At 33.5% G+C, this 23,577-nt stretch carries 18 protein-coding genes and 1 pseudogene; 9 read left to right on the top strand and 10 right to left on the bottom strand.

The window, feature by feature from the left end; all coding sequences use genetic code 11:
- Positions 1–86: 86 nt before the first annotated feature.
- Both SAGCYANO_RS43795 and SAGCYANO_RS01120 read right to left on the bottom strand, forming a co-directional pair.
- The gene (locus SAGCYANO_RS43795) at positions 87–323 is read right to left on the bottom strand and encodes a hypothetical protein (protein ID WP_237395492.1); all 237 of its coding nucleotides are present in this window, start codon (positions 321–323) and stop codon (positions 87–89) included.
- Positions 324–555: 232 nt separating this feature from the next.
- Complete coding sequence (locus SAGCYANO_RS01120; protein ID WP_202218401.1) at positions 556–777, bottom strand: hypothetical protein; 222 nt, start codon at positions 775–777, stop codon at positions 556–558.
- A gap of 173 nt (positions 778–950) precedes the next feature.
- Here SAGCYANO_RS01120 and SAGCYANO_RS01115 point away from each other — a divergent pair, with 173 nt between their 5' ends.
- The 4 genes from SAGCYANO_RS01115 (at position 951) to SAGCYANO_RS01100 (ending at position 4,159) form a co-directional block, all read left to right on the top strand.
- Complete coding sequence (locus SAGCYANO_RS01115) at positions 951–1,724, top strand: choice-of-anchor W domain-containing protein (RefSeq protein WP_202218400.1); 774 nt, start codon at positions 951–953, stop codon at positions 1,722–1,724.
- Positions 1,725–2,135: 411 nt separating this feature from the next.
- Entirely contained in the window at positions 2,136–3,065 is a 930-nt protein-coding gene (locus SAGCYANO_RS01110) for a hypothetical protein (protein WP_202218399.1), read from the top strand.
- A gap of 89 nt (positions 3,066–3,154) precedes the next feature.
- A complete protein-coding gene (locus SAGCYANO_RS01105; RefSeq protein WP_202218445.1) occupies positions 3,155–3,358 on the top strand; it encodes an amidohydrolase family protein in 204 nt (67 codons plus the stop codon).
- 159 nt (positions 3,359–3,517) lie between these two features.
- Positions 3,518–4,159 (top strand): hypothetical protein, encoded by a 642-nt coding sequence (locus tag SAGCYANO_RS01100; RefSeq protein WP_202218398.1) that lies wholly within the window; start codon positions 3,518–3,520, stop codon positions 4,157–4,159.
- A 990-nt stretch (positions 4,160–5,149) separates the two neighbouring features.
- On the opposite strand, the gene glcD is transcribed toward SAGCYANO_RS01100, so the two are convergent.
- The 5 genes from glcD to SAGCYANO_RS43785 form a co-directional block, all read right to left on the bottom strand.
- Positions 5,150–6,628 (bottom strand): glycolate oxidase subunit GlcD, encoded by a 1,479-nt coding sequence (glcD, locus tag SAGCYANO_RS01095; protein ID WP_202218397.1) that lies wholly within the window; start codon positions 6,626–6,628, stop codon positions 5,150–5,152.
- 1,237 nt (positions 6,629–7,865) lie between these two features.
- On the bottom strand, positions 7,866–8,105 hold the full coding sequence (locus SAGCYANO_RS48930; protein WP_307785792.1) for a hypothetical protein: 240 nt from the start codon (positions 8,103–8,105) through the stop codon (positions 7,866–7,868).
- Between the two features lie 50 nt (positions 8,106–8,155).
- Entirely contained in the window at positions 8,156–11,248 is a 3,093-nt protein-coding gene (locus SAGCYANO_RS01090; RefSeq protein WP_307785791.1) for an ATP-binding protein, read from the bottom strand.
- A 1,192-nt stretch (positions 11,249–12,440) separates the two neighbouring features.
- Entirely contained in the window at positions 12,441–12,620 is a 180-nt protein-coding gene (locus SAGCYANO_RS43790; RefSeq protein ID WP_237395490.1) for a hypothetical protein, read from the bottom strand.
- 217 nt (positions 12,621–12,837) lie between these two features.
- Entirely contained in the window at positions 12,838–13,137 is a 300-nt protein-coding gene (locus tag SAGCYANO_RS43785) for a hypothetical protein (RefSeq protein ID WP_237395488.1), read from the bottom strand.
- 864 nt (positions 13,138–14,001) lie between these two features.
- Here SAGCYANO_RS43785 and SAGCYANO_RS01080 point away from each other — a divergent pair.
- The 3 genes from SAGCYANO_RS01080 (at position 14,002) to SAGCYANO_RS01070 (ending at position 17,136) form a co-directional block, all read left to right on the top strand.
- Positions 14,002–14,361: a hypothetical protein gene (locus SAGCYANO_RS01080; RefSeq protein WP_202218396.1), complete on the top strand. Its 360-nt coding sequence runs from the start codon at positions 14,002–14,004 to the stop codon at positions 14,359–14,361.
- A 93-nt stretch (positions 14,362–14,454) separates the two neighbouring features.
- A complete protein-coding gene (locus SAGCYANO_RS01075) occupies positions 14,455–14,889 on the top strand; it encodes a hypothetical protein (RefSeq protein ID WP_202218395.1) in 435 nt (144 codons plus the stop codon).
- 543 nt (positions 14,890–15,432) lie between these two features.
- Entirely contained in the window at positions 15,433–17,136 is a 1,704-nt protein-coding gene (locus SAGCYANO_RS01070; protein ID WP_202218394.1) for a serine/threonine-protein kinase, read from the top strand.
- A gap of 537 nt (positions 17,137–17,673) precedes the next feature.
- On the opposite strand, the gene SAGCYANO_RS01065 is transcribed toward SAGCYANO_RS01070, so the two are convergent.
- From SAGCYANO_RS01065 to SAGCYANO_RS01055, 3 genes are all read right to left on the bottom strand, one after another.
- Positions 17,674–18,087, bottom strand: a complete 414-nt coding sequence (locus SAGCYANO_RS01065) for a hypothetical protein (RefSeq protein WP_202218393.1) — start codon at positions 18,085–18,087, stop codon at positions 17,674–17,676.
- Between the two features lie 1,612 nt (positions 18,088–19,699).
- The gene (locus SAGCYANO_RS01060) at positions 19,700–20,422 is read right to left on the bottom strand and encodes a 1-acyl-sn-glycerol-3-phosphate acyltransferase (protein WP_202218392.1); all 723 of its coding nucleotides are present in this window, start codon (positions 20,420–20,422) and stop codon (positions 19,700–19,702) included.
- Positions 20,423–20,882: 460 nt separating this feature from the next.
- Positions 20,883–21,353, bottom strand: coding sequence for a nucleoside deaminase (locus SAGCYANO_RS01055; RefSeq protein ID WP_202218391.1), 471 nt, complete (start codon positions 21,351–21,353; stop codon positions 20,883–20,885).
- A 747-nt stretch (positions 21,354–22,100) separates the two neighbouring features.
- Between SAGCYANO_RS01055 and menB the strand changes: the two genes are divergently transcribed.
- A complete protein-coding gene (menB, locus tag SAGCYANO_RS01050; RefSeq protein WP_202218444.1) occupies positions 22,101–22,934 on the top strand; it encodes a 1,4-dihydroxy-2-naphthoyl-CoA synthase in 834 nt (277 codons plus the stop codon).
- Between the two features lie 292 nt (positions 22,935–23,226).
- Positions 23,227–23,499, top strand: a pseudogene (locus SAGCYANO_RS01045) (hypothetical protein); the annotation flags it as partial.
- Between the last annotated feature and the right edge of the window lie 78 nt (positions 23,500–23,577).

Genomic DNA, 23,577 nt, shown 5'->3' with positions numbered 1-23,577 from the left:
ATTAGACGGTAATAAATCATTGTTTTCTAATAGATATCCTTGTTTGTGTAATTGAAATATAGCTTGTTGGATTTTAATACTAAAATTCAGAATCTCTTGAAAAAATTAGGATTTTCTTGTGTTAATTCTTGGTCTTGTAGAATTTCTAATTGTAGAATATCGATAATTTCATCAACATTTCGCTGACCATCAATTAACTGAACTAAACGATAATAAAGAGGGTCTTGTAAACAGACAGATTCTCTTTCAGATATGAAAAATACCGTATCTGGTTCTAGGGTTTCAACTAAGTAAGCGGGATTAAAATTAGGTTGATTGAGCATATTTATTATTTCAGTTATTAGTTAACAGTTATCAGTTATCAGTACCGACCACTGTTTGCGCAGCATGACCTAGGAAAGTCAGAGACTTTAAATCTGGAATTTTCTTTTTTATCCCCTTAAAAGGGGAGACTAGAGACCTTATTTCTTGGTCAAATTTTCTTGCCAAAATAATTTTATTCTATCAAGGGTCATTTCAGTTATTCAGTTATCAGTTATCAATTGTAATCAGGACTTACGCAAATTGACTGTCAAACCACCATCTGTAGGGGGTAATGGCATTCGCCCTCTCTATATATAGAGTCTCTGCGTAAGTCCTGTGTAATAATACTTTTCCTTCTTCCCTCTTCCCTCTTCCTTCTTCCTTCTTCCTTCTTCCCTCTTCCTTCTTCCTTCTGCTATACAGAGAATCACGAGTAAATACTGATACATGAATTGAATTATTACTCAGTATCACGTATATTTGCAGATACGCTGATTATCTTATAATTATGGCTTTTACCTATTAATACTTAAGCTCCTCACTTACCTTAAAGATTGTGTAAATTATTACTATTTTAGTGGCGGATCGGCTTCTTAGTAGCTTAGATTGGAATTGTAGAAAAACAAGAGGGTCAAGGAGCAAAGTAGATGAATAAGTACACATCATTCCTAGCATTAGCAGCAGCGGTCGGATTTTTGGGAGCGCCAGTTTCAGCAAATGCTTTTACTCTAGGAGGTGTTATCAATGGCGAAGCAGATTTTAATAAACTAGGTGCAACAATAGATGTTGCTGCAGAGGGACGAATTGGGGATCTATCAGGAGCAGCAGAACATGAATTTAACATCCATTACGATAATGAAAATGGCCATCAAATAGTTCCCACTGAGTACCGTTCCTTTGATTGGGTAAACGGACAAGGAGAAGATTTTACTCTGACATTCGATGACGGTACACTAACCTACGAAATTGGTGGAAAAACTTTGGAATACAGTATTACAGATACTTTAAACGATTTATTTATCCGCACAACAGCTCGTAAACAAGATAATAGTGTTGTGGTAGATAATCTAATCCTAAATGGTCAGGCGATCGCGGAAAATTCTAGTTTTACCTGCTCTGAAGGATGTGATTATTGGAATAGTTCCCAATATTTATGGTTAACCGATCTAGAGGAGAGTTTCACATTGACGGGTACAACAACTATGACTTGGACTGGAGATCCTAGAGACCTTAAAGATAAAGATAACCCAGCTCCCCATCGTTCGGAACTAGCATTTCAAGTTAAACTAGGGGATGTGATTATAGGAGAAGGATTGGCAGATGAATTAGCAACAGTGCCAGAACCAGTTTCTATGTCACTATTTTCTGTTGGTGTTGTGAGTTTAGCAATGGCTAGTTTGCGTCGTCAGCAGAAAGGTTAACGAAGTCAGAAGTCAGAAGTCAGAAGTCAGAAGTTATTACGGTGATTTGAGCAAACCTCTAAAAATATTTGGCCTTAAAAGGTGAGGTTGCACGACCCAATTATTTTGATAACTGATAGCTGAAATGACTGGTCTTTTTAGATGATTAAATAACAATTTGAGGAGGTATTAAACAATTAATAATTAATAATTAATAATTAATAATTACCTCTCCCTAAAAGGAAGAGGATTGAATAAAAGGAAAGTTTTTTCTTGTTTCTCCTTTAAAGGAGAGGCTTTAAACCTTAATTATTCGGTAAGATTTATGATGCCTTTCGATTTAGATAGCACTAATAATCAAAAATTATCTGGATATGAAGTTCTATCCCCAAATTTATCTCAGGGGAAAATTTTCAATACCAAATTCTTTTAGTGGAAGAAGATGATAACTCTCATCTCGGAATCAAAACAACAGTATATACAGGAACTAAAAAATATTTAAAAGAAAAGTTGCCAGGAATAGGAAATGAAAAAATAGACAATTTTCCCCATGAGGGATTAGACATGAAGGCAGTGATGAAGTTTAAGAAAAAAAGCATAGATGATAAGATGTTCATCAATCAATATCATGCTTTGCGGAGGCTTCTGGCAGCTAGAAAATTATCTCAATTGATTGCTGAGACATGGCTCAGGGACGATCAAATAGAGGCTACCATTGATGAAAAGACATCATTAGTAGACCCAAAAATTAGTAGTAACCAAGAGGCTGAAATAAAAGAAGAGAAAGTATTAGCATTAAAGATTATTAGGAAACTATTTCTGAGTGCTAATAGACCGCCAGATCGTACTAAGTCTGAATCTTCAGCAACTAAATCTGACCGTCAAATGATTATCAAGAAAAATCAAGAAAGTTGGCGAAATATCTGTTTGAATTTGTTGTTTTGTGGACAAGCTTATTACAAAAAAGGCGATCGATATATAGAAGTATTAAAGAGTCCCATTATGTCTACTTATGAAGCGTCTTGTTTATACAGTATTCAGGTCGTTTGGAACAGCTTTGTAGGGACTATGGAAGACATTCAGCAGGTAGGAAAGAATCAACCTCCTTTCTATAGAGTGTTTATTCCTTATCCTCAACGTCCTAATGTAGTAGAAAAGGCAGATTGCGATGACGATGGACTATTTCAACCCATACTAACTGCCGATACTATCAAAAATTGGGCATATTCACAAGATATAGTACGGAAACCAAAATCTACAGAATTCCCATTTGCAAAGAAAAAGTGGAACTCAAAAGATGGTATTCATATAGAATATGTTTTACCTCCCTATCCTTATTTACCAATGAGTTGTTGTACTTAAATTAAGCCTTAAAAAAATGAGTCATAAGTAAGCAAAGTGGTAAACTTCACTCGATCGCCTGACGATAATATTGTCACTGTCAATGTTATATTGCGGCTGACCCATCTGAAGCTTATCTTTCTGGGATAATTGAATTTATTGGGTCTGATAATTTAACATTTGGCTCAGATTATCCACATATTTATCGTCAGCCAGATATTGTGAAAAATGTTGTTGAACTTGAGGGAAACTTATCTCAGGAGATAGTTAAAAAGATTGTTTGGGATAATCCTAAATGTTTCTATAAAGTTTGAGGAGTTTGAGGTAAAATTTGCAGGTTTCAATTTGCTAGGATATAGTCTAAATACCTTTCTCCTTTTTTGGAGAACTGGTATCATTAAACTAAAAATTTCAGACTCTTTTAGAGAAAAGATTTTTCAACTTTAATAAAAGACTATTAGGTAGGTTGCACTATGGTATTATCGCCCGAAAATTTGCGTGTAAGCGATCGGCAAAAGTCTTCAGAGTTAGCTGAAAACCAATTGTTAGAAAACTCAAACTCTGACAAACTATTTCAAGGTTCATTTCTGCGACATGCACTGACTCGAACAAAGATGATTTCTCAAATTATTTCCTATATATGGTTATATGCAGAATCAGATCCTTTGGCCAAACAAGCTAGACACTGGTTTCAAAACCCTACAAAAAATTTTGATAAGTTAGAAAACCATACTTCTACAGATAAATTGCCTTCTTTGGCAAAATTAATGGGTGCAAAACCTCAAGACAAGACTATATACGGTGAATTTTTGAGTAAAGTTTTTGCTGACGTTAAGGATGAAAGCAAAGGTCTTTATAACTTTCCACTTTTTAATAAGCATGACATTGAGTCTGGCATAGTAGTATTTAAAACTGATGCTACTATTGCTAATGGGTCTATTCAAGATCCTACTCCAAATAGTCCTAATGTTTTGACAGTAATGATTGCCTTTCCACCTTGCCCACAATTTAGTGAAGCAACACTCACAAAAGAAGAATTATCAAACTGGCTTAACAACCGAGATAATAGTAATTATACACCTCCTAATTCATATATTCCTTGCTGTTGTTCTTAGTAACTAGGATAGACCCAAAATTTGGGTTTAAAGTCCTATTTCCACAGGCCAAAAAGAATATCTAACCGCAATACTTTAATAATCTCTCATTAACCAAACACAGTTTTAATGGGAGATTCTTTGCTTTATTGGCGGCTATTAAGTAGACTTGCTTATGGCGGTTGGATGAAGAGTACAAAAATTTATATTGGGAAGTCAAAGATATGGTGAAATTCTTACCTTCAGAGTATTTTCGCCTAATAATTAACAATTAATAATTAATAATTACCTCTTCTTATAAAGAAGAGAATTGGCTAAAAGGATTTTTTTTCTTTCGCCTGAAGCACACTTGTATTGCATTGTCTTATTGTGACATACGCATGAGTAGAGAAGGAAGATGTTAACTAGGAGGTTTATAGAACCCATTTGATATCTATTTAAAATAAAGATGGGGTTGATATTTATGTGTAATCTGACTGAAAAATAAAGAGGAAGTAGGAAGTGGAAAATTTATCGCTAGATCATACTCCCCTTCTCTAAAAGTAACGCTAACTTGCCGTCACAAAAAAGATGTTTTATAGCCTCTATCTTCATCTACAGTTTTTTGATTTAGTCACTAGAAAATATTTATAATTAGGGTTTGCTGATTAAATCTAAAAGCATTGACATATAAAGGTTGAGCGCATTTTTTAGTTGAAAAAAGTCTAGCCTTAATGGTTGTAATGGTTCAAAAAATTAGCATTTTAGGCTCATAGTTGCGCAGAATAATCAAGGGATTATTCTTCCTCCTACCTCCTCTATAATTTCCATTTCTCCTGTCTTCCCCTCCTGGGAGGGGTTAGGGTGGGTTGTCTCCTACCTTCCTCCTGGGAGGGGTTAGGGTGGGTTGGGAGGGGTTAGGGGTGGGTTGTCTCCTACCTTCCCCTCCTGGGAGGGGTTAGGGTGGGTTGGAAGGGGTTAGGGGTGGGTTAAAAGACTTTTTCAGCAAACCCTAATTAGGGCAAATAAAATTTAAAAAACTTCTGCTCCCTGAAACTGTTTAACCTGCTGAATATTAGCAGACTCTCCACAAGTTCTAGGTGTAGGAAATATTTTTTCAGGATTAGCTAAACCCTTGGGATTAAAAACACTCCTTACCCATTGCATCGTTTCTAAATCTGTCTCATTAAACATTAAAGACATATAACATTTCTTATCTGAACCAATGCCATGTTCTCCAGATAAACTACCACCAACTTCTACGCAAATCTTGAGAATTTCTCCACCTATTTCTTCCACAGTTTCAAAAGCACCTTCAACAGCATCATCATATAAAACTAACGGGTGAAGATTCCCATCCCCGGCATGAAATACATTAGCAATACGATAACCATATTTTTGACTAATTCCTTCAATTTCACCTAAAACATAAGCCATTTTTGTCCGAGGAATTACTCCATCTTGTACATAGTAATTTTTACTAATATTACCAGCAGCAGCAAAAGCAGCTTTCCGTCCTTTCCATAACTTCATCCGTTTTTCTGGTTCATGAGCAGTAGTTATTTCTATAGCTCCATTTTTTTCGCATATTTCTTTGATGCGCTTTTTGTTTTGTTCAACTTCTACTTCTAAACCGTCTAATTCTACTAATAAAACAGCAGCAGCATTTCGCGGATATAGATTGGTTTTGACCACATCTTCCACAGCATTAATACTGAAATTATCCATAATTTCCATCCCCCCAGGAATAATGCCAGAACTGATAATATCTGACACAGTTTGTCCGGTAGATTCAATATTAGGAAATCCTGCTAAAAGCACGCAAACTGATTCAGGAGATTTGAGGATTCTGAGAGTAATTTCTGTAGCTATTCCCAGGGTACCTTCGGAACCTACAAATAAACCTGTTAAATCATAACCAGGCATCTCTGGAATTTGTCCGCCAATATCAACTATTGAACCTTCGGGAGTAACTATTTTTAACCCTAAAACATGATTAGTTGTCACACCATATTTGAGACAATGAACACCCCCAGAATTTTCGGCAATATTCCCACCAATAGAACAAATAATTTGACTAGAAGGGTCAGGAGCATAATAAAAACCAGCTCCACTAACTGCTTGTGTTACCCAATTATTAATAATTCCTGGTTGTACAACAACTTGTTGATTTTCTAAGTCTATTTTCAGGATTTTCTGCATTAATGAAGTGACAATTAAAACACAATTTTCTATTGGTAATGCTCCTCCAGAAAGACCAGTTCCTGCACCTCTAGGAAGCCAAGGAATATTCAAGCGATCGCATATTTTTACTGCTTCTGCGACTTGTTCAGTAGTGCGTGGTAATACTACTAATGCGGGACGTTGACGATAGCTAGCTAGACCATCACATTCATATACTAATAATTCTTCTTTGCGTTGAACTACGCCTTTTTTGCCTACAACTGCTTCAAATTGTTTGGCTATTTGTTTCCAATTTTGTTTTGTTTGTTGTTTATCTTTAGTAAGCATTTTAGTTTTATTTATAATACTTGAATTTTCATGAGGGGTTACACAAGGTATGAGGTATAAACGCTATATATCTGTAACGTTATAGTTTTTGTTTACTATATATAGTGTTTTTGTGTGACTCGTCTTAAATTAAGATTTTTTAATTATACCATCCGATCAAGGATTTTTTCTAGGGAATGGTTGAGTATATTAATTTATTTTTACAACAAAAAAACAAAGTATGTAACAAAAATCAAAGTAGCTAATACCAAGGGTGATAAGTACTTGTTATAAATAGTATTAGCAGGGAAGAATTCATTAATGGATAATTAATAATGGATAATTGATAATTACCTCTGGTTAAAACCGAGAGGATTGAATATAAGAAAATATTATTTCTTTTGCTTTTAGTTTTAGATAAAAACTTTACTAATTGAACCAGAATTTATACTTACTATAAAAGCTAGCTGAAACAGTCTATATTCATTTAAACCCTGAAGCTAAGAGCTGAAAGCTGAAAGCTGACAGCTAATAGCTGTTTGCGCAGCATTCCGCAGGAAATGCTTATACCAATTTGATAAGTGTTTGTTACAAATAGTAGGGACGTTGCATAAGGGCGTCCGTACGAAAGAAGGAAGAAGGAAGAAGGAAGAAGAAGGAAATATTGAAAAAAAGGTAAAAAAGATATGAATAACTATTCAAAATGCACGATAGCCACTATTTTTAAGTATGTCTGGTCGAGAGGCACTTTTCATAGCATTCTTTTTTCAAATTGGTATTACTGTATAAGTATTCAACCAGACATAATATGTAAGCATTCAGCCGTCAGCATTCAGCTATCAGCCATCAGCTATCAGTTTTTTTTATTACCTTTAAAGGAGAAAAAAGTAATTGAGAGATTTCCAATAGACATCTGGTAAAAATCAAAAATAAAATCAATTATTACCCATAAATTATCAATTATTCCTCCCTGTTCCCTGTTCCCCGTTCCCTCTTTTCTGGAAATTTCCAATAATTAGTTGAAAATGTATTATGAAGTTAAGCCGATGGTTGCTTTGTTAATTAAAAAGCTGAGAGCTGACTGCTTATGGCTGAATACTTACAGCTTTACTTTACTAATTGAGTCAGAATTTATAGTTCCTATAAAAGCTGGCTAAACAGTCTATATTCATTAAAACCTCCTTCTTTTGCTGAGAGCTGACAGCTAATAGCTGTTTGCGCAGCATTCCGCAGGAAATGCTTACCATAATATTACTTACTATTTATCTGTAATTACTATATCTTTTTTCCATTCTTCTGGAATGCCGTAAATTTGAGATTTTTTACAACGTTTGAGATAAAGTTTTACAGCTTTGTCTTCGGGGTTGATGTGGAAAATATTTAAGAAAATTTCTTTTGCTGCTGAATATTTCTGTTGATAATAAAAAATAATAGCTTGTTCAAATTCAGTTTTGGTTTGAATTTTTAATTGCTTTTGTGCTTCAGCATCTCCATCCAAAATTTCAAATACTGCAACTGCTTCTTTTTTGCCTTTGACTTTAACTCTATCTAAAAACGATAATTAAATTTATCGAATTCTTCTAAATCAAATAAAGTATTTTGACTGATTAAAATATTGGCTCCATAGAACTTAGTTAAATTTTCTAAACGAGAGGCTAAATTAACAGCATCGCTGATTACTGTACCATCAATTCTTTTACCACCTCCCACAGTTCCTAACATTAGGTCGCCGGTATTTATTCCAATGCCAATTTTAATAGGTTGCTGCTGGATTTTTTGGCGTTCTTGATTATATAAATCCAGACTTTTTAACATATTAATTCCGGCACTAACCGCATCATCTGCTCTTCTTCCAAAAAGAGCCATAATGGCATCACCAATATACTTATCAACAAAGCCTTCATTCTCTAAAATTGCTGGTTCCATTCGAGACAAATAAGCATTAATGAATTTAAAGTTTTCCTCTGGAGTCATAGTTTCACTTAAGGTTGTGAAAGAGCGAATATCAGAGAATAAAATTGACATTTTTTTCTTGACATTATCCCCTAATTTGACATCCACAATACTCTCGCGTCTTAAAAAGTGTAAAAAACTATGGGGAACAAAACGACCATAAGCAGCATTTATTTTAGCTAAACGAATATGAGTTTTAATTCTGGCAAGTAATTCTGGTTTAGAAAAAGGTTTCGTTAAGTAATCATTTGCCCCTGAAAGAAAACCTTCGACTAAATCAGAAATTAATGGTTTTGCTGTTAACATCACAATTGGTAATTCACTTTGTAAAAATTTTTCCCTCAGCTTCTTTGTCACTTCATAACCTGTCATGTGAGGCATCATTACATCCAGTAAAATTAAATCTGGAATCAAGCCATTTTCAATTATTTCTAATGCTTCAATACCATTATTAGCTTGAGTAATAGCATAATTTTGTAAAGCTAGATTATTTATGATAACTTGGAGATTTACTGGTTCATCATCCACAATTAAAATTTTAAAGTCTCCACTTTCGGCTACTAAACCTTCTAAAGCTATATCTTGATTTTTTTGCCCCAATTCTGTAATTAAAGATATTGGTAAAGGGCAAGAAAGTTGTGGAAAATCAACTGTTTGATTTTGAGATATTGGCAAAGTAAATTTGAACTTAGACCATACTCCAATTTCTGATGAAACATACAAATTACCACCATGTAATTCTACTAATTTTTTAGTAATAGCTAAACCTAAACCTGTTCCATTATATTCTCTAGCTGTAGAGCCATCTGCTTGTTCAAATGATTCAAAAATTCTCTCTAATTTATCCTCTGGAATGCCAATACCTGTATCGGCAATAGTAATTTCTAGTAGGGGAAGTTGATTAGTAGATTCAATTTCTTGATTTTCTAAAAGTTTAGCCGATACTTCAACAGTACCTGACTCTGTAAATTTAATTGCATTACCAATTAAGTTGTAAAAAATTTGCTGGAGTCGATTTTCATCAGCATCCACAAACGGCATATCATGACTAATAGAATTAATTAGTTGTAAAGACTTTTTGCCAATCATGGGACGAGAAATAGTCAGCACTATTTCTGTTAGTTCTCTAACTCCCACTGGTTTTATTTGCAACTCAATATTTCGATGTTTAAGTTTAGAAAAATCTAGAATATCGTTAATCAAATTTGATAATCTTCTACCAGAAGTAGCAATCATAGAAAGATTAGTTTTAACTTGGGATGGCAATTTTCCTGCGGCTCCATCTATCAATGATTCTGCAATGCCAATGATTCCATTTAAAGGAGTACGAAGTTCATGGGATGTATTAGCTAAAAATTCATCTTTTAATTTATCCAAACGTTCTAGTTGTTCATTCTTCGTTTTGAGAATATCAAAGGAATTTCGTAACTGAAAAGCCATAGAATTAAAAGCTTTACCAAGGACACCTACTTCATCCTCGCGTTGTAAATTTATTATCTGATTAAATTCTCCTTCTGATAAAGCAGTAGCTGCATCTTTTAATTGTAAAATTGGCTGCACCAACCAACGAGATGTTAAAATTCCAATTGCCGTTGCTAAAAGTAAAGCTAATAGACAAAGTACAATCGTAATCTTTGTCTGTTGATATATTTGTTCTAGAAAATCTGTTTCTGGAATTACTACTACTATCAACCAATCTAAACCATATTTATCTTGAAAAGGTTTGACATTAATAAACTCTCGTTGACCTTCAAATTTAAATTCTAGATATTGTTGACTATTAATTGATTGATTGAAGTTAAACTCTTTGGCTAAATATTTTGCTGTAGCTCTAGTCAAATCATTCTGGCTTTCAGTAGCTTTAACTCGTTGGGCTCCATAAGCTTTATTTGTAGTATGAAAAGGCTTTTCGCCCGTAGAAGTAGCCACTAACATTCCCGAACGCTCAATAATAAAAACTTGTCCTGTTTTACCAACTTTTAAGCCACCTAAAAAATCTCCAATTTTTGACAGATTAATATTAGTTAGTAATACACCCTGCAATTTTCCCTGCTGATTATAAAAAGGCATCGATGCACCAAGATAAGCAGTAATACCAGCAGTATTAGGATAAATTTTACTCCAAATAAGTTGACCGCTTGCCACAGCAGCTTTATACCAAGGTCGAGTGCGCGGATCGAATTTAATACTGCTTAATAACTCAACCCGCTCGCCAAATTGATTTGTAGAATAAGTTTCAAAAATATAGTTACTTTCTGCGGTGGAAACTCTCACAGTCAGAGTACCATTATCAAATCTTTCCGCCCCCAAATTGACCTTATTTTCTAACCCTAATCCCGTAAAAGTTAAAACATCAAAAATTTGTAGTTGTTGCCAAAAATAATTTTCTAATAGAGAGGTATTTTCTAAATCTAATTGACCATTACGAATAGCAGCAGCATTAATTTGATTAACCTGATGAGGAACACGAAGATAAGCTTCTAAACTTTGTTCAACCCTAGCAACTTGTTCATTTAATAGTTGAGTAACTACATCATTAACAGCTCTCTGGCCATTTCTCATGGAAATATATCCCACCAAACTTACCACCCCAAAAATTTGCACTACAAATGGCACTATTAGAGTGATACGGATGGGAACTTTTCCGGAAATTTGAGCAACTAATTTAGTCAGAGATTTTAAATACATGTTCAACAATTAATAATTAATAATTAATAATTAACAATTACCCATCCTTGAAAAGAAAAGGATTGACTAAAAAAAAACTTTTTTTCTTCTCTTGGTCAATTGGATATGACGAGGGGATTTCACTTTGTTTATTTCTGAAGTTATTCTATTCCCTATCAAATAGGCTAATAATTATTTATCTCAAAATTACACAACGCATGAGTGTTAAAAACTAAATATTTCTACGGTTATATAGCAGTATTAAATAATTTATAAAAACAAATAAATAGACCGAAATTCAGAAATTATTTTCCCGTATTTCATATTCTCAGTTCAGATGCTCCTTAATTTGAAGATATTTTATGCCTAACTAAAATAAGATTATTATAGTTTTTGTTTACTATATACTACAGCAATTCTCAAGAAGCGTCAGGTACAAAAATCCTTCGTTTTACGGAGTAGGGAGTAGGGAATAGAAAATAAAAAAAATAACTGTACCTTAGTAACTTGAGAAATGCTATATATGAAGTACAGATATTAACAATTAATGTTTCCTGTGAGGACATCTTGCCCGCTATAGCATATTGCCAGCAATGGGTGTACCTCACCAATATGGAATCCGCTATATATAGTATCTTTTCATTTCTTCTGTATATATATAATACCAAGCGTGAAAAAAGAATGTTACGAATAGTAAGTGCGATAAAAAGATTTTGCAGGAAATATATCTTTGACAAAAAAGAGAATTTACAACCTAAAAACTGGTATTGAAGCAATTCCCATACGACTCCTGACTCCTGACTCAGTGACTCCTAAGAAATAGCCTAACTATTTGTAGTAAATATTTATCAATTTGGTATAACAGCAGTTATAAATGTATTTGACTTATAAGATAGTTGCAAGCTTGGGAATATCAATAATTAAACTTTTTATTTTTTGCCTCTTCTTTATTCTTTGTGCTATAACTCATAATTCTAAGTTTTGACAGTATTTTCAGATATATTTTCTGATGTATAACAAATGATTAGGTTGAATAAGTTCAAAATATATCAAGATATTTTTATTTATGCTTGATTTAATAACTCTAAAAATTCGGCTATAACTTTATCTGGTTGTTTAGTACAGGAGGAAATATCATAATTTTGAATTAATTTAATTTCGGCATCCAAGTTTGTATCTGGGTAAAAAGGTTTGTCACTAATTTGAATAATTCCTATTTTTTTCTGTGTAATATGACGAAATTAACTATTTTATTTTCTCTACCTGTGGCAGTGGTCAATCTAATTTTTGTATTAGGGAAAAATATAATATTGGCGCGATCGAGTGCTTCGGCAATTTTTACTTCTGCCTGAGAATTAAAATCTAAACCATTCCAGTTAACTGTGTTTTTCAAGTAGGATTTATTTTGTTGGTGATCGGCTTTAGTACTTGTACTTTCCTCCTCTAATTTTTTACCATTTGTCAGTACGATTAACTCATGTAAATCTGTTTGACATAAGTTAGCTTCATTTACACTTAAATTAGTTCCACTGAGATTTACTCCTATTATTTGATTTTGATTTGATATAACTTTCTGTCTCTGTAAATATCGTCGAATAACTGACCGAAGATTATTTTTTTACCTTTTCATTAAAAGCTTTAGTTTTCGATAATTTTTTCCATAATTTTGCTGCAACAGACTTAATATATTCACTATCATAGGGAGAACTTTTCGCCATTTCTTCATAAGACTGTTTACCTTGCCAACATTCCCTAAAAATAAACTCTTCAATATCATTCAGGCAGTCTTCATCATCTAAGACATCTTCTACAATAGCCAGTGCTTCTTCCACATTCATTCTTGTCAACTTAGGAATTAGTTTTGTATTGTACTTTAACATAGCTTTGAATAATGCGCTACTTTTTGTCACTTTTTATCAATATTTATCACTGACAAAAGAAAAATTTAGTTGTTAATATATACCTATTTGTTATTTTTGCTATCCATTTAAGTAAGTGAGCATAAATAAACGCAATATTAGAGGGTGGATTTTTAGAACTCGTAAGCGCTGAAGTCAAAGCTTTCGGTTAAACCCGCCCCGACAATTTTTTTAACGTTTAATTAGACCTACCTACTTACTAAAATCATGTCATATATAATTTTCAACTTTCATACAACTATTTTGTATGAAATTATTGTCAGTTAAACTGTTCAGTTAAATCAATCTTTGCTTTTAATTTTTGACTTTTCTGAAAAGATATAGGAGTTGTTGTATAAGAATTATTCTTTGTATTCTTTTGATGCCAATTTCTCTATGAAATAGTATCTGATTTATCTACTCGACTCCCTAAAAAATAGGGATGCTTCATTCTCCGAAAAAATTTTCATTTTCCTAGTACACGAAGGATGAAATTTTGCTACTAGCTGTGTAATTTATTAAATTGCTAAGGTCAAGGGAAATATTTTTACTCATAACTTTTAATTATGGAGCAATATATCAATATTCATTCCTTCTCCAAGAACAATCAGTTAATAGCTGATAGCTGAATGCTCTGATGAGTGTGGCTTATTGAAATCAAATAAATCAAAAAAACCGATAAAATTTCCGTAGTAAAGGAATCTTAAATCAGAAAATTTTAGAGTAAAGCAGTCTTGGCTGACAAAGGCAAAAATTAGTTGCACCATTCAAGAGAAAAAGTATTAGTTATCGATTACTTCATCAATACTAAACAGGAGGTATTTAATTGAATTCTGACAAATTTACCATGCAGATAAGTTTTTTTTTGCTTTTGAAGTGTCTGCTAAACAGGAAAAAGAGTTTTTCGACTCTTGGAAACAATTAGAAACTAACTTAAAACAAACTGGTAGTTTGATTGACGCTAAAACTTATATAGAATTTATCGATCAAAAAAATAACAATCAGTTACCAATCCGGAACTGGTCAATTCAAACTTCATGGTACTCTTGGAAAGGTTTTTTTTATGGGATGTCAACAGCAGAATTTCAGAATTTTATTCACAAGTGGGAAATTGCAGAAGCATCACCTACCAGTTATCCAGTAATTAGGGAAAATCAAGTATTAAAGAGCGAAAATAAACTAATCAACCAAAACAAAAATAACCATAAATTAAAAAAATTCCAACTAATCTATTGATGGTAATACTTTGGGTTGTAGCAATTATTATTGCTGGAATTATGCTGTTTTTTAGGTAATAGGTTAAAAAGTTTAGCTAAGGAGTGAAATAAAATGCGAATATTTTTAGGTATTTTGATAATAGGGTCTCTTTGGGACTTGGTTACAAGTTTTCTCGGCATAGTAGGGTTATTGGGAGTGACTAATTTGAATCAAGGAAATATTGGTATTTATATGACTGCCATAGTTGGTAGCGCTTTAATTTTAGGATTGAGTATTAGTACAAAAGATATTTGGTCAGAATGTGAAACAAATATAATATACCTAGTGTTAAAAGTAGTTCATGTGGCTGCCATTATTTTTGATGCTTATACCTCTTTTTTAGGAACTGCGCAAAATATTTTATTACACGATAGTCGCACAGCTTTTCTCACTATAGGTTTAGAAGAAGCCTGGGAAATGACAAATGTTGAACAAAAAATAGCACTTTTATTTGTGACAGTATTAGTTACAATTAGTCCTATTGCATTCTCAACATTGAGAGATTAAAAATTATTGATACCAAATTAAAAAAATAATTACAGTCAAACTACCTACAAAACCTAGCAAAACTCTTAATACCAATTTAATAAAATATTACTACAGTCAGAGAGTAGGGAATAGGAAAAATGGAACAGATAAGTATTAAAAAAAAGAAGATAAATGGTTTGAATTTTACAATATATGCTTCTTGTTATCGGTGCATCTCAGTTTTAACAAAACACACTTTATCCAAGGCTGAAACTTTTATTATCTCCTTACCTGAGTTATCAATTTACAAATATTAAATGCACCCTTTGATGATTTTCTGACTGTAGAAATAAATTACCGATTTAGATGGAACAACCTTTGAGTTAATTTCATATCAGAGATTTCCACTTTTTCTAACTCTTGTACAAGTAATCTTTTATAGAATGCTTCGCAAACATAAATTGCCCATACTCTTATCAACAACTTTTTAGCAATATTTTTTGAAGCTGGTTTAGATATAAATAGATGGGGAAACTAAACTTATGAATAAACCCAATTAATAATCTTATTAATTTAACTCCGATGAACAACTGGCTACCAGGTACTACTTTAAATAACGGCAGATATTCCATAGAAAAAAATTTAGGAGAAGGAGGCTTCGGCATCACCTATTTAGCATGGGATAATCAGAATATCGGCACAAAAGTAGTTATTAAAACCTTAAATAATCGGGTACAAAAACTACCTGATTTTGGTAAATTTCAAAAGCGATTTCGATACGAAGCTGAACAACTAAAAAAATTCCAGCATCAGAATATCGTCAAATTTTATCATTCCTTTCAAGAGGGACAACTCTATTGTATTGTCATGGAATTTATAGAGGGAGATAACTTAGCTGATGTTATCAATAAACAAGGAATATTACCCGCACAAAGAGCACTCTATTATATTCAGCAAATTGCTAATGCACTAATAGTAATTCACAGCAAAAAAATTCTGCACCGGGATATCAAACCAGAAAATATTATATTGCGCAAAAACACACAAGAAGTAGTTTTAATTGATTTTGGTATTGCCCGTGACTTTATTCCCAATCAAACCAACAGCTTCACCCAATTTTATACACCAGGTTATGCACCTATAGAACAATATACTCGCAAACATAAACCAGGAGAATATACAGATATTTATGCTTTAGCAGCCACACTTTATGTACTTCTCACTAACTCTCCATTACCTAACTCTATAGATAGATATCATACTCAATTAGCCATACATAAAACCCCCTTACCAAAACAAATCCGCTTCGCTTTAAAGTTGATTTTCAAGCTGATAAAAAAAACCGGTAAACAAGACCTATTAGTAGAACCAAAACAAATCAATAAAAAAATTAGCGATCGCGTGAATAATGCCATTCTTAAAGGAATGGAAATTCAACCTGAAAACCGCCCTCAGACTGTACAGGAATGGTTGACATTACTTCAAGTTAAACCTCAGAGTCTTATGTCTCAAATATCTCAGGTTTCTCGAACAATTATGTCTCAAATGGCTACCTTAAATATTCCAGGTATCAAACCTCTTTATCAAAATTCTGTCAAAACTTTTTATCAAGGACAAGCAAATATATTACCAATTGGAACAGGTATACTCATATTTATTGTTGTGACTTATATCTATTCTCCCAAGCTGAATTTTTCGATAACTTCTCGCCCTTCACCCCCTCAACCTACTCCTATCCCACAACAAAAATCTCATCCCACTACACAACCTCAAAAAGTACCCCAACCTTTACCCGAAACTAATATTCCAGATATTCCCCAAACAACTATTAACTATATAGATAAAAAAGTAGATTACACAACTTTGGAAAACCTATTATCATCCGATAAATTTCAAGAAGCAGACCGAGAAACATTCAAAATTATACTTTCACTGGTAGATCGAAAAAAACACTATTGGCTTAATTTAGAAGATATCGAAAATATCCCCTGCAAAGACTTAGATAAAATTAATCAATTGTGGATTAAATATAGTGATGGTAAATTTGGATTTAGCATTCAAAAACAAATTTGGAGCGAGGTAGGAGGTAAACCAGGAATTCATAATGTAGCTATCGCTGACATTTTTATCAAGCAAGTAGGGTGGGGCGAGAAGTATAAAAGATATAAAAATATTACATATCAAATTTCAGCTCCTTACGGACATCTTCCTTTTAGAGTTACTTCTCATGTTTGGAATTTTGGCGCTCCTTATCTAGCAGAAAAACTCGCAAAATGTAACATTTGATAGTCGAGATTATTCCTACTCTAAAAAACTGAATAACTTTTTTGATAATTAGCACCCTAGTTATTATTAATTATTCTTATGTTTACTACTCACTCTCGGACGTTGTATGCAACGTCCCTACTCTCCTATTCCCCATCCTAGGAGGGGTTATACCAATTCCCAAAAGTAATGCTATACTTAGGTAACACTTCAGTTATTAAGTAATTAAAAAGAGCCGAATAATTTTTTTGCTAATTTGAGTAAATTTAATGTTAATTATTCTTATGTTTATTCTTCCCCTCCTGGGAGGGGTTAGGGTGGGTTAACTCCCCCACTCCCCTACTACCCTACCCAATAAAATGTATAAAAGTTTTTGATAAATGGTATTAGGGGTGGGTCACCAGTTCAAGAAAATGTAGCAAATATTTATCAAGCTTGGTATTAGTAGCTCACTAATCAAACAATTATCCCATTTTTAAAAGTCATTATATATAGAAAATACAAGAAAAATAACATCAATTAATTGCTAGATTAATTACTTATCAAATATTCCAAATATTAATCCTGAATCAAGGGAAAAACATCAGGATAAGCTTGCCAAACTTTCCTGACAAAATGTTGTAATTTTTGGTGTGAAATTTGCAGACTTTTCTCTTGACTGTCTAGCAATTCTAATTCAGTCAAAAGTGGCATAAATTCTGTATCAATAGCTTCCCTGAATAAACATATCGGCCAAACCAAATCAGCACCATCTCGCAAATCCCATAAATTTGATTTTTCTAAATTGTTTTGATGATTTTCACTCCTAACTTCTGAAGTAGATAATTTCAATAACAAAGGACGAACCCAACACATTTTGCGTTTTTCTAATACTTGAATTACTTCTGCATATAAACAAGTATTTTCATACTCCAAACAAACAATTTGCCTAGATTGAAAATTAGGGATAAAATTTGTGAATACTGACTTCATATACAAAATATCCTCATATAGCAGTCTTAAATGTACAGGGATTTTCTACTAAATTAAGTACAAATTTTTAGAATTTTTGGAAATAATAAATAGCGGTCGTTCTTAAACTTTTCCTAACTATCCGTGTAAACTTCTATAAAGTTGTACAGAAATACAGAAAAGGTAAAAAAGATAGGAACTACAAAAATTTGAAGTTCTGTAAATGTAGTGATATTGATAAGTAAATCCCTTTCATTTTTAGAAAAAAACTATAAAAATTACTACTTGTATATCACTACTCAAATATTTAATATTATGATGTTATAGCAGTCAAAAGAAAGAGCGCGGATATATCAAAAACTTAAAACTCAGGCAACGCCAGATTCTTCCTTCTTCCTTCTTCCTTCTTAATTCTACTATATATGAAATATGAAAAAGAATGCTACGCAATATCTCCCTTAAACCTCTTTGACAAGAAAAAGGGTAAATAACAAAAATTTTAGTATTTCATATTAGTTTTGGATTTTTTCCAAATTATTGATAACTATCATACTATAACATTTTTCAAAAAAATCTTACCGAATGATTAAGGTTTAAAGCCTCTCACTCGCCGTGGAGAAACAAGAAAATATTTTCCTTTTATTCAATCCTCTTCCTTTTAGGGAGAGGTAATTATCAATTATCCATTATCAATTATCAATTATTGAAAAATAATGTAGTTAACGAAGAAGGCTTGAGTTATCTAGAAAAGAATGAATAAGTTAGAAAAAGCAATAACAATAACAATAACAATAATATATTTCCTCGCTGAGTTAGCTCAATAACTTTTGACAAAAACAAACCAACCCCATACAAAAATCATCTATTATTTGTAGCAAACATTTATCAAGCTAATATTATATATTTTTTGAGAGTATTCAGGTGTGCTGAAAATTTAGGATAATCAAGAATCTTTTAAAATCACTATAAATAAATAAAAGCCTTTTCCATATTCTTAGGTATAGAATATTGATTTTGCCATAAAATTTAAAAACTTTAGACTCACAATGAAAGTTAATTATTCACCCTGATTAGCGAGAAAAATATATTTATTATTCCTTCCTCTTTCTTCTCTGATTTACCAAATAATCAATATTTAGGGTTTGCGCTCAAAAGTCTTTTAGTAGGGGTAGGAAACAGGAGACAGGAGACAACCCACCCCTAACCCCTCCCAGGAGGGGAAGACAGGAAGAACGGGGAATGAGCGAGGAGGTAGGAGCTAAGTTTTGTCCCAAGATTATTCTGCTCAACTATGAGCCTAAAATACGCTCTTTCTTTGAGCATGAAGAGCTGAAAACCAGGCACTTTTTAAAGGCCCCAAAAAGGCACTTGTCTTTATATGTCAATGCTTTTAGATTTAATCAGCAAGCCCTATTTATAACCTCTGATTTAAAGAATAGATGGGTGCATCTCATATTTGTAAAAATACTTTTTTCCTATTCCCTGTTCCCAGATCCGGTGTTCCCTAAAAGCGATAAATTTTTGGCTTTATTCACGCATTGAGATACACCCGAATAGATAAATTAAAAAAATATTGTTAGCAAATTCTATCCATTTTCAGGAGGAGTAATAATTAATAATTAATAATTAATAATTAATTGTTAATTGTTGAATGCCCATCTATATTTTTAAGCGCTGCTTCTAAATCCATAGTTAAATTTTGTGCCTGCTTTTTACATGAACCATAAATATAATCTTTTACAGATAAAGGAACACCAATACGAACCATAACACTACAACCACGACGTGGAATAACTGGATTGTAATTCAAAGATATAGGCACTATTTTAACATCAAGATTTTCTTGATAAGACTCAGCTTGTAATCCGATTCTAGCTAATCCTGTTTTGAGAGAATGAACTTGGCGATCGCGGAAAATTTTACCTTCAGGAAATATCACTAACATTTCCCTATTTAACATTAATTCTACTCCATGACGAAAACAAGAAACTGTCAGATTTTTTGGGTTAACAGGAAATCCACCCAAACGCCTAATAAGCCAACCTTGTAAACCTCTAACTTCATCCATACTAACCATAAATCTTAGGTCTCGACCAGTCACTAACCTACCTGTTGTATAAGGTATAATTAACCCATCCCAACGAGAACGATGAGTAGGAGCTAAAATCACAGCTCCATCTTTCGGAATATTCTCTTTTCCAATAATATTTATTCTACGAAAATAAAACGGCATTAGTATGTGACGACCTAAAAAATAAGACAAAGATGCTAACCAAGGAGAAATGCTAGAATATTTTGAATTTATTGGAGAATGTACTTTCCTTAAAAAAGCTTGGATAAAGTCAAGATTTATCATAGTTTTTTAGCTCAATCATCTAACTTAATTTCTTGACTCTAAGCTAAATTTTATTCCTGGTATAGTGGCATTCTTAAATGACACTTATTCTACTGTCAACTATGATATAAATTAACACCTCAGTTATCATCTTTTTGATTTTTATGGACCTATCTTATACTAAATCCGGTTTTCATAAACCTTTTATCTTTATCGCGTAACAGCTTGATATAAAAGATTTAGTCAATATTAAAAAGTTGGTTTTACAACCGGATTTAGGATTACTTTCAAAGTTAGTTACTTTACTAAATAAACACAAACTGAATAACTTTTTTGACAATTATTAGCTAGTTATTGTTAATTATTCTTATTTTTACTTCTCCCCTACTCCCCTACTCCCCTACTCCCTCACTCCCCACTCCCCCACTCCCTACTCCCTTACTCAAGAAAATGTAGCAAACATTGATCAAATTTCTATTATTTACCGAAGACGAGCAAACCAAGACTGTAATTCTTGACGACAAACAGATTCCATTACTCCTCCCAATACAGCCAGACGATGATTAGAAAAAACGCTATCTGGAAAATTAGCAACAGTTCGTATTGTGCCAGTTTTCGGATCGTCTGCTCCATAAACCAATAAACCTATTCTTGCCTGCAATATTGCCCCTGTACACATCGGGCAAGGTTCTAGATTAACGTAGAGAGTACATTGATTTAAGTGCCAATTCCGCAAAATTTGTCCCGCTTGTCGCAAAGCCAATATTTCTGCATGAGCAGTAGGGTCAAAATCTCGCTGCCGTCGGTTTTGAGCTTCTGCAATCAACTTGCCATCTGAGTTTACTATTACAGCTGCAACTGGTACTTCTCCCGCATTACCAGCAATTTTGGCCAATTCTAATACTCGACTCATCCACTTTTGATGGACTATATAACTCGAATGGTCAATCATCGTAAAACCCCTGAATACTTATCATATATTTGAGAGTGGGGGAGTTAGGGAGTAGGGAAGTGGGGGAGATTGAAGTAATTTAAGAAATTATCAACATAACCAGATTCTATATAATTTCTAACTTCTGACTTCTGACTTCTGACTTCTGACTTCTCAAAGGAGTGGGAGAGATTGAATATTAAAGTAATTTAAGAAATTATCAACATAACCAGATTCTATATAATTTCTAACTTCTGACTTCTGACTTCTGACTTCTGACTTCTCAAAGGAGTGGGGGAGATTGAAGTAATTTAAGAAATTATCAACATAACCAGATTCTATATAATTTCTAACTTCTGACTTCTGACTTCTGACTTCTGACTTCTCAAAGGAGTGGGAGAGATTGAATATTAAAGTAATTTAAGAAATTATCAACAAAATATCTATCAAAAATCGAGCTAGTGAGGACTCCCGGTATAATCTCCGATTTACCAGGAGATGAATCGCGACCAAACAAACAAGCCAGCACTCTATTGATATAGAATTATGATGCAATGGGAACATCATAACACTGAGTTGTCACTGCGGCCTTTGCAGCTCGTGGAGCAAATTGACGCTCGTTGGTGTACTGTCGGGGACTGGCAACAGTCTAGATAAGTGCCACTCAAGCTGTCACCCTAAATCGTGAAGTTTGGCAATCTCCCATTATAATCTTTGATTTAACGGGAGATAATGTCAACAACTTCTAAAAATATGAGTAATCAGCCTTTGCAAATAAAGTGGCAAATTGTTAAAGAGTATAGCGATATTCTTTACCACAAAACTGATGGAATTGCCAAAATAACTATTAATCGTCCCCACAAGCGTAATGCTTTTCGTCCTAAAACTGTGTTTGAACTTTATGATGCTTTTGTTGATGCTCGTGAAGACCCAAATATTGGAGTGGTTTTGTTTACAGGTGCTGGACCTCACACAGACGGTAAGTATGCTTTCTGTGCTGGTGGAGACCAAAGTGTAAGAGGTACAGCAGGTTATGTTGATGAAGCTGGAGTACCACGACTGAATGTATTGGACTTACAACGCTTAATTCGCTCCATGCCCAAAGTTGTCATTGCTTTAGTTGCTGGATATGCTATTGGGGGGGGTCATGTTTTGCATATTATTTGTGACTTAACTATTGCTGCTGACAATGCAATTTTTGGCCAAACTGGACCTAAAGTAGGTAGTTTTGATGGTGGTTTTGGGGCCAGTTATTTAGCTAGAATTGTTGGTCAGAAAAAGGCACGAGAAATTTGGTTCCTCTGTCGGCAGTATACAGCTCAAGAAGCTTTGGAAATGGGCTTGGTTAACTGTGTTGTACCTGTAGAGGAACTAGAAATAGAGGGTATTAAGTGGGCATCAGAAATTCTGGAAAAAAGCCCGATCGCTATTCGTTGTCTCAAAGCTGCTTTTAATGCTGACTGTGATGGGCAAGCTGGTCTACAAGAATTGGCTGGTAATGCTACTCTTCTTTACTACATGACAGAGGAAGGAGCTGAAGGTAAAAAAGCATTCCTAGAAAAAAGACCTCCAGACTTTCGTAAATACCCTTGGTTACCTTAGATTGAAGTTTTCCCCGGCTAAAGACACCAAGATTCTAAATATCACTATTTAAGCTTCCTCTTTCGTCGAGTCGGCTTACTTGTCTGAGTTTCCCTATTCAAGAACAGGTCGGTCTCTTTGCTAGGCGTTATTTTCCCTGCGCCCCAGGATAGGTAAGGATAAAAATGTAGCTTTTTTTTACCGAAAAAAATGGGTTTAAAGCCCCGTCCTGAAAGGACGGCTTTTTTGGCAAGTTAGTTGTCATTTTCTGGCTTTTAATGCTACATCTATCGTAGGTAAAAACAATAAAACCATGCTGGTTTATGAGATGAAATTAGAAGGAGAAAAATTCCAATACGAAAAGCTGGATGAGGCTATTCGTACGGGGCGTTTTGTCCGCAATAGCATCATCAAAGCATGGATTGACGGGCAGGTTAAGAGTCGTAGTGATGCCTACAAATACTGTAAAATCTTAGCAGATAATCTAGATTTTCCCTGGGCAAAAAAACTGAATTCAATGGCAAGACAAGCTCATGCTGAGAGGGCTTGGGCAGCTATTGAAAGATTCTACAAAAACTTTCAACAATTAATAATTAATAATTAATAATTAATAATTACCTCTCCTTGAAAACGGATAGGATTGACTCAAAGGAAATTTTTTTTC

This window comes from Okeania sp. KiyG1 (assembly GCF_014132355.1).
In the GTDB taxonomy this organism is placed as follows: Bacteria; Cyanobacteriota; Cyanobacteriia; order Cyanobacteriales; family Microcoleaceae; genus Okeania.
This window is presented reverse-complemented; position numbering and strand designations above follow the sequence as displayed.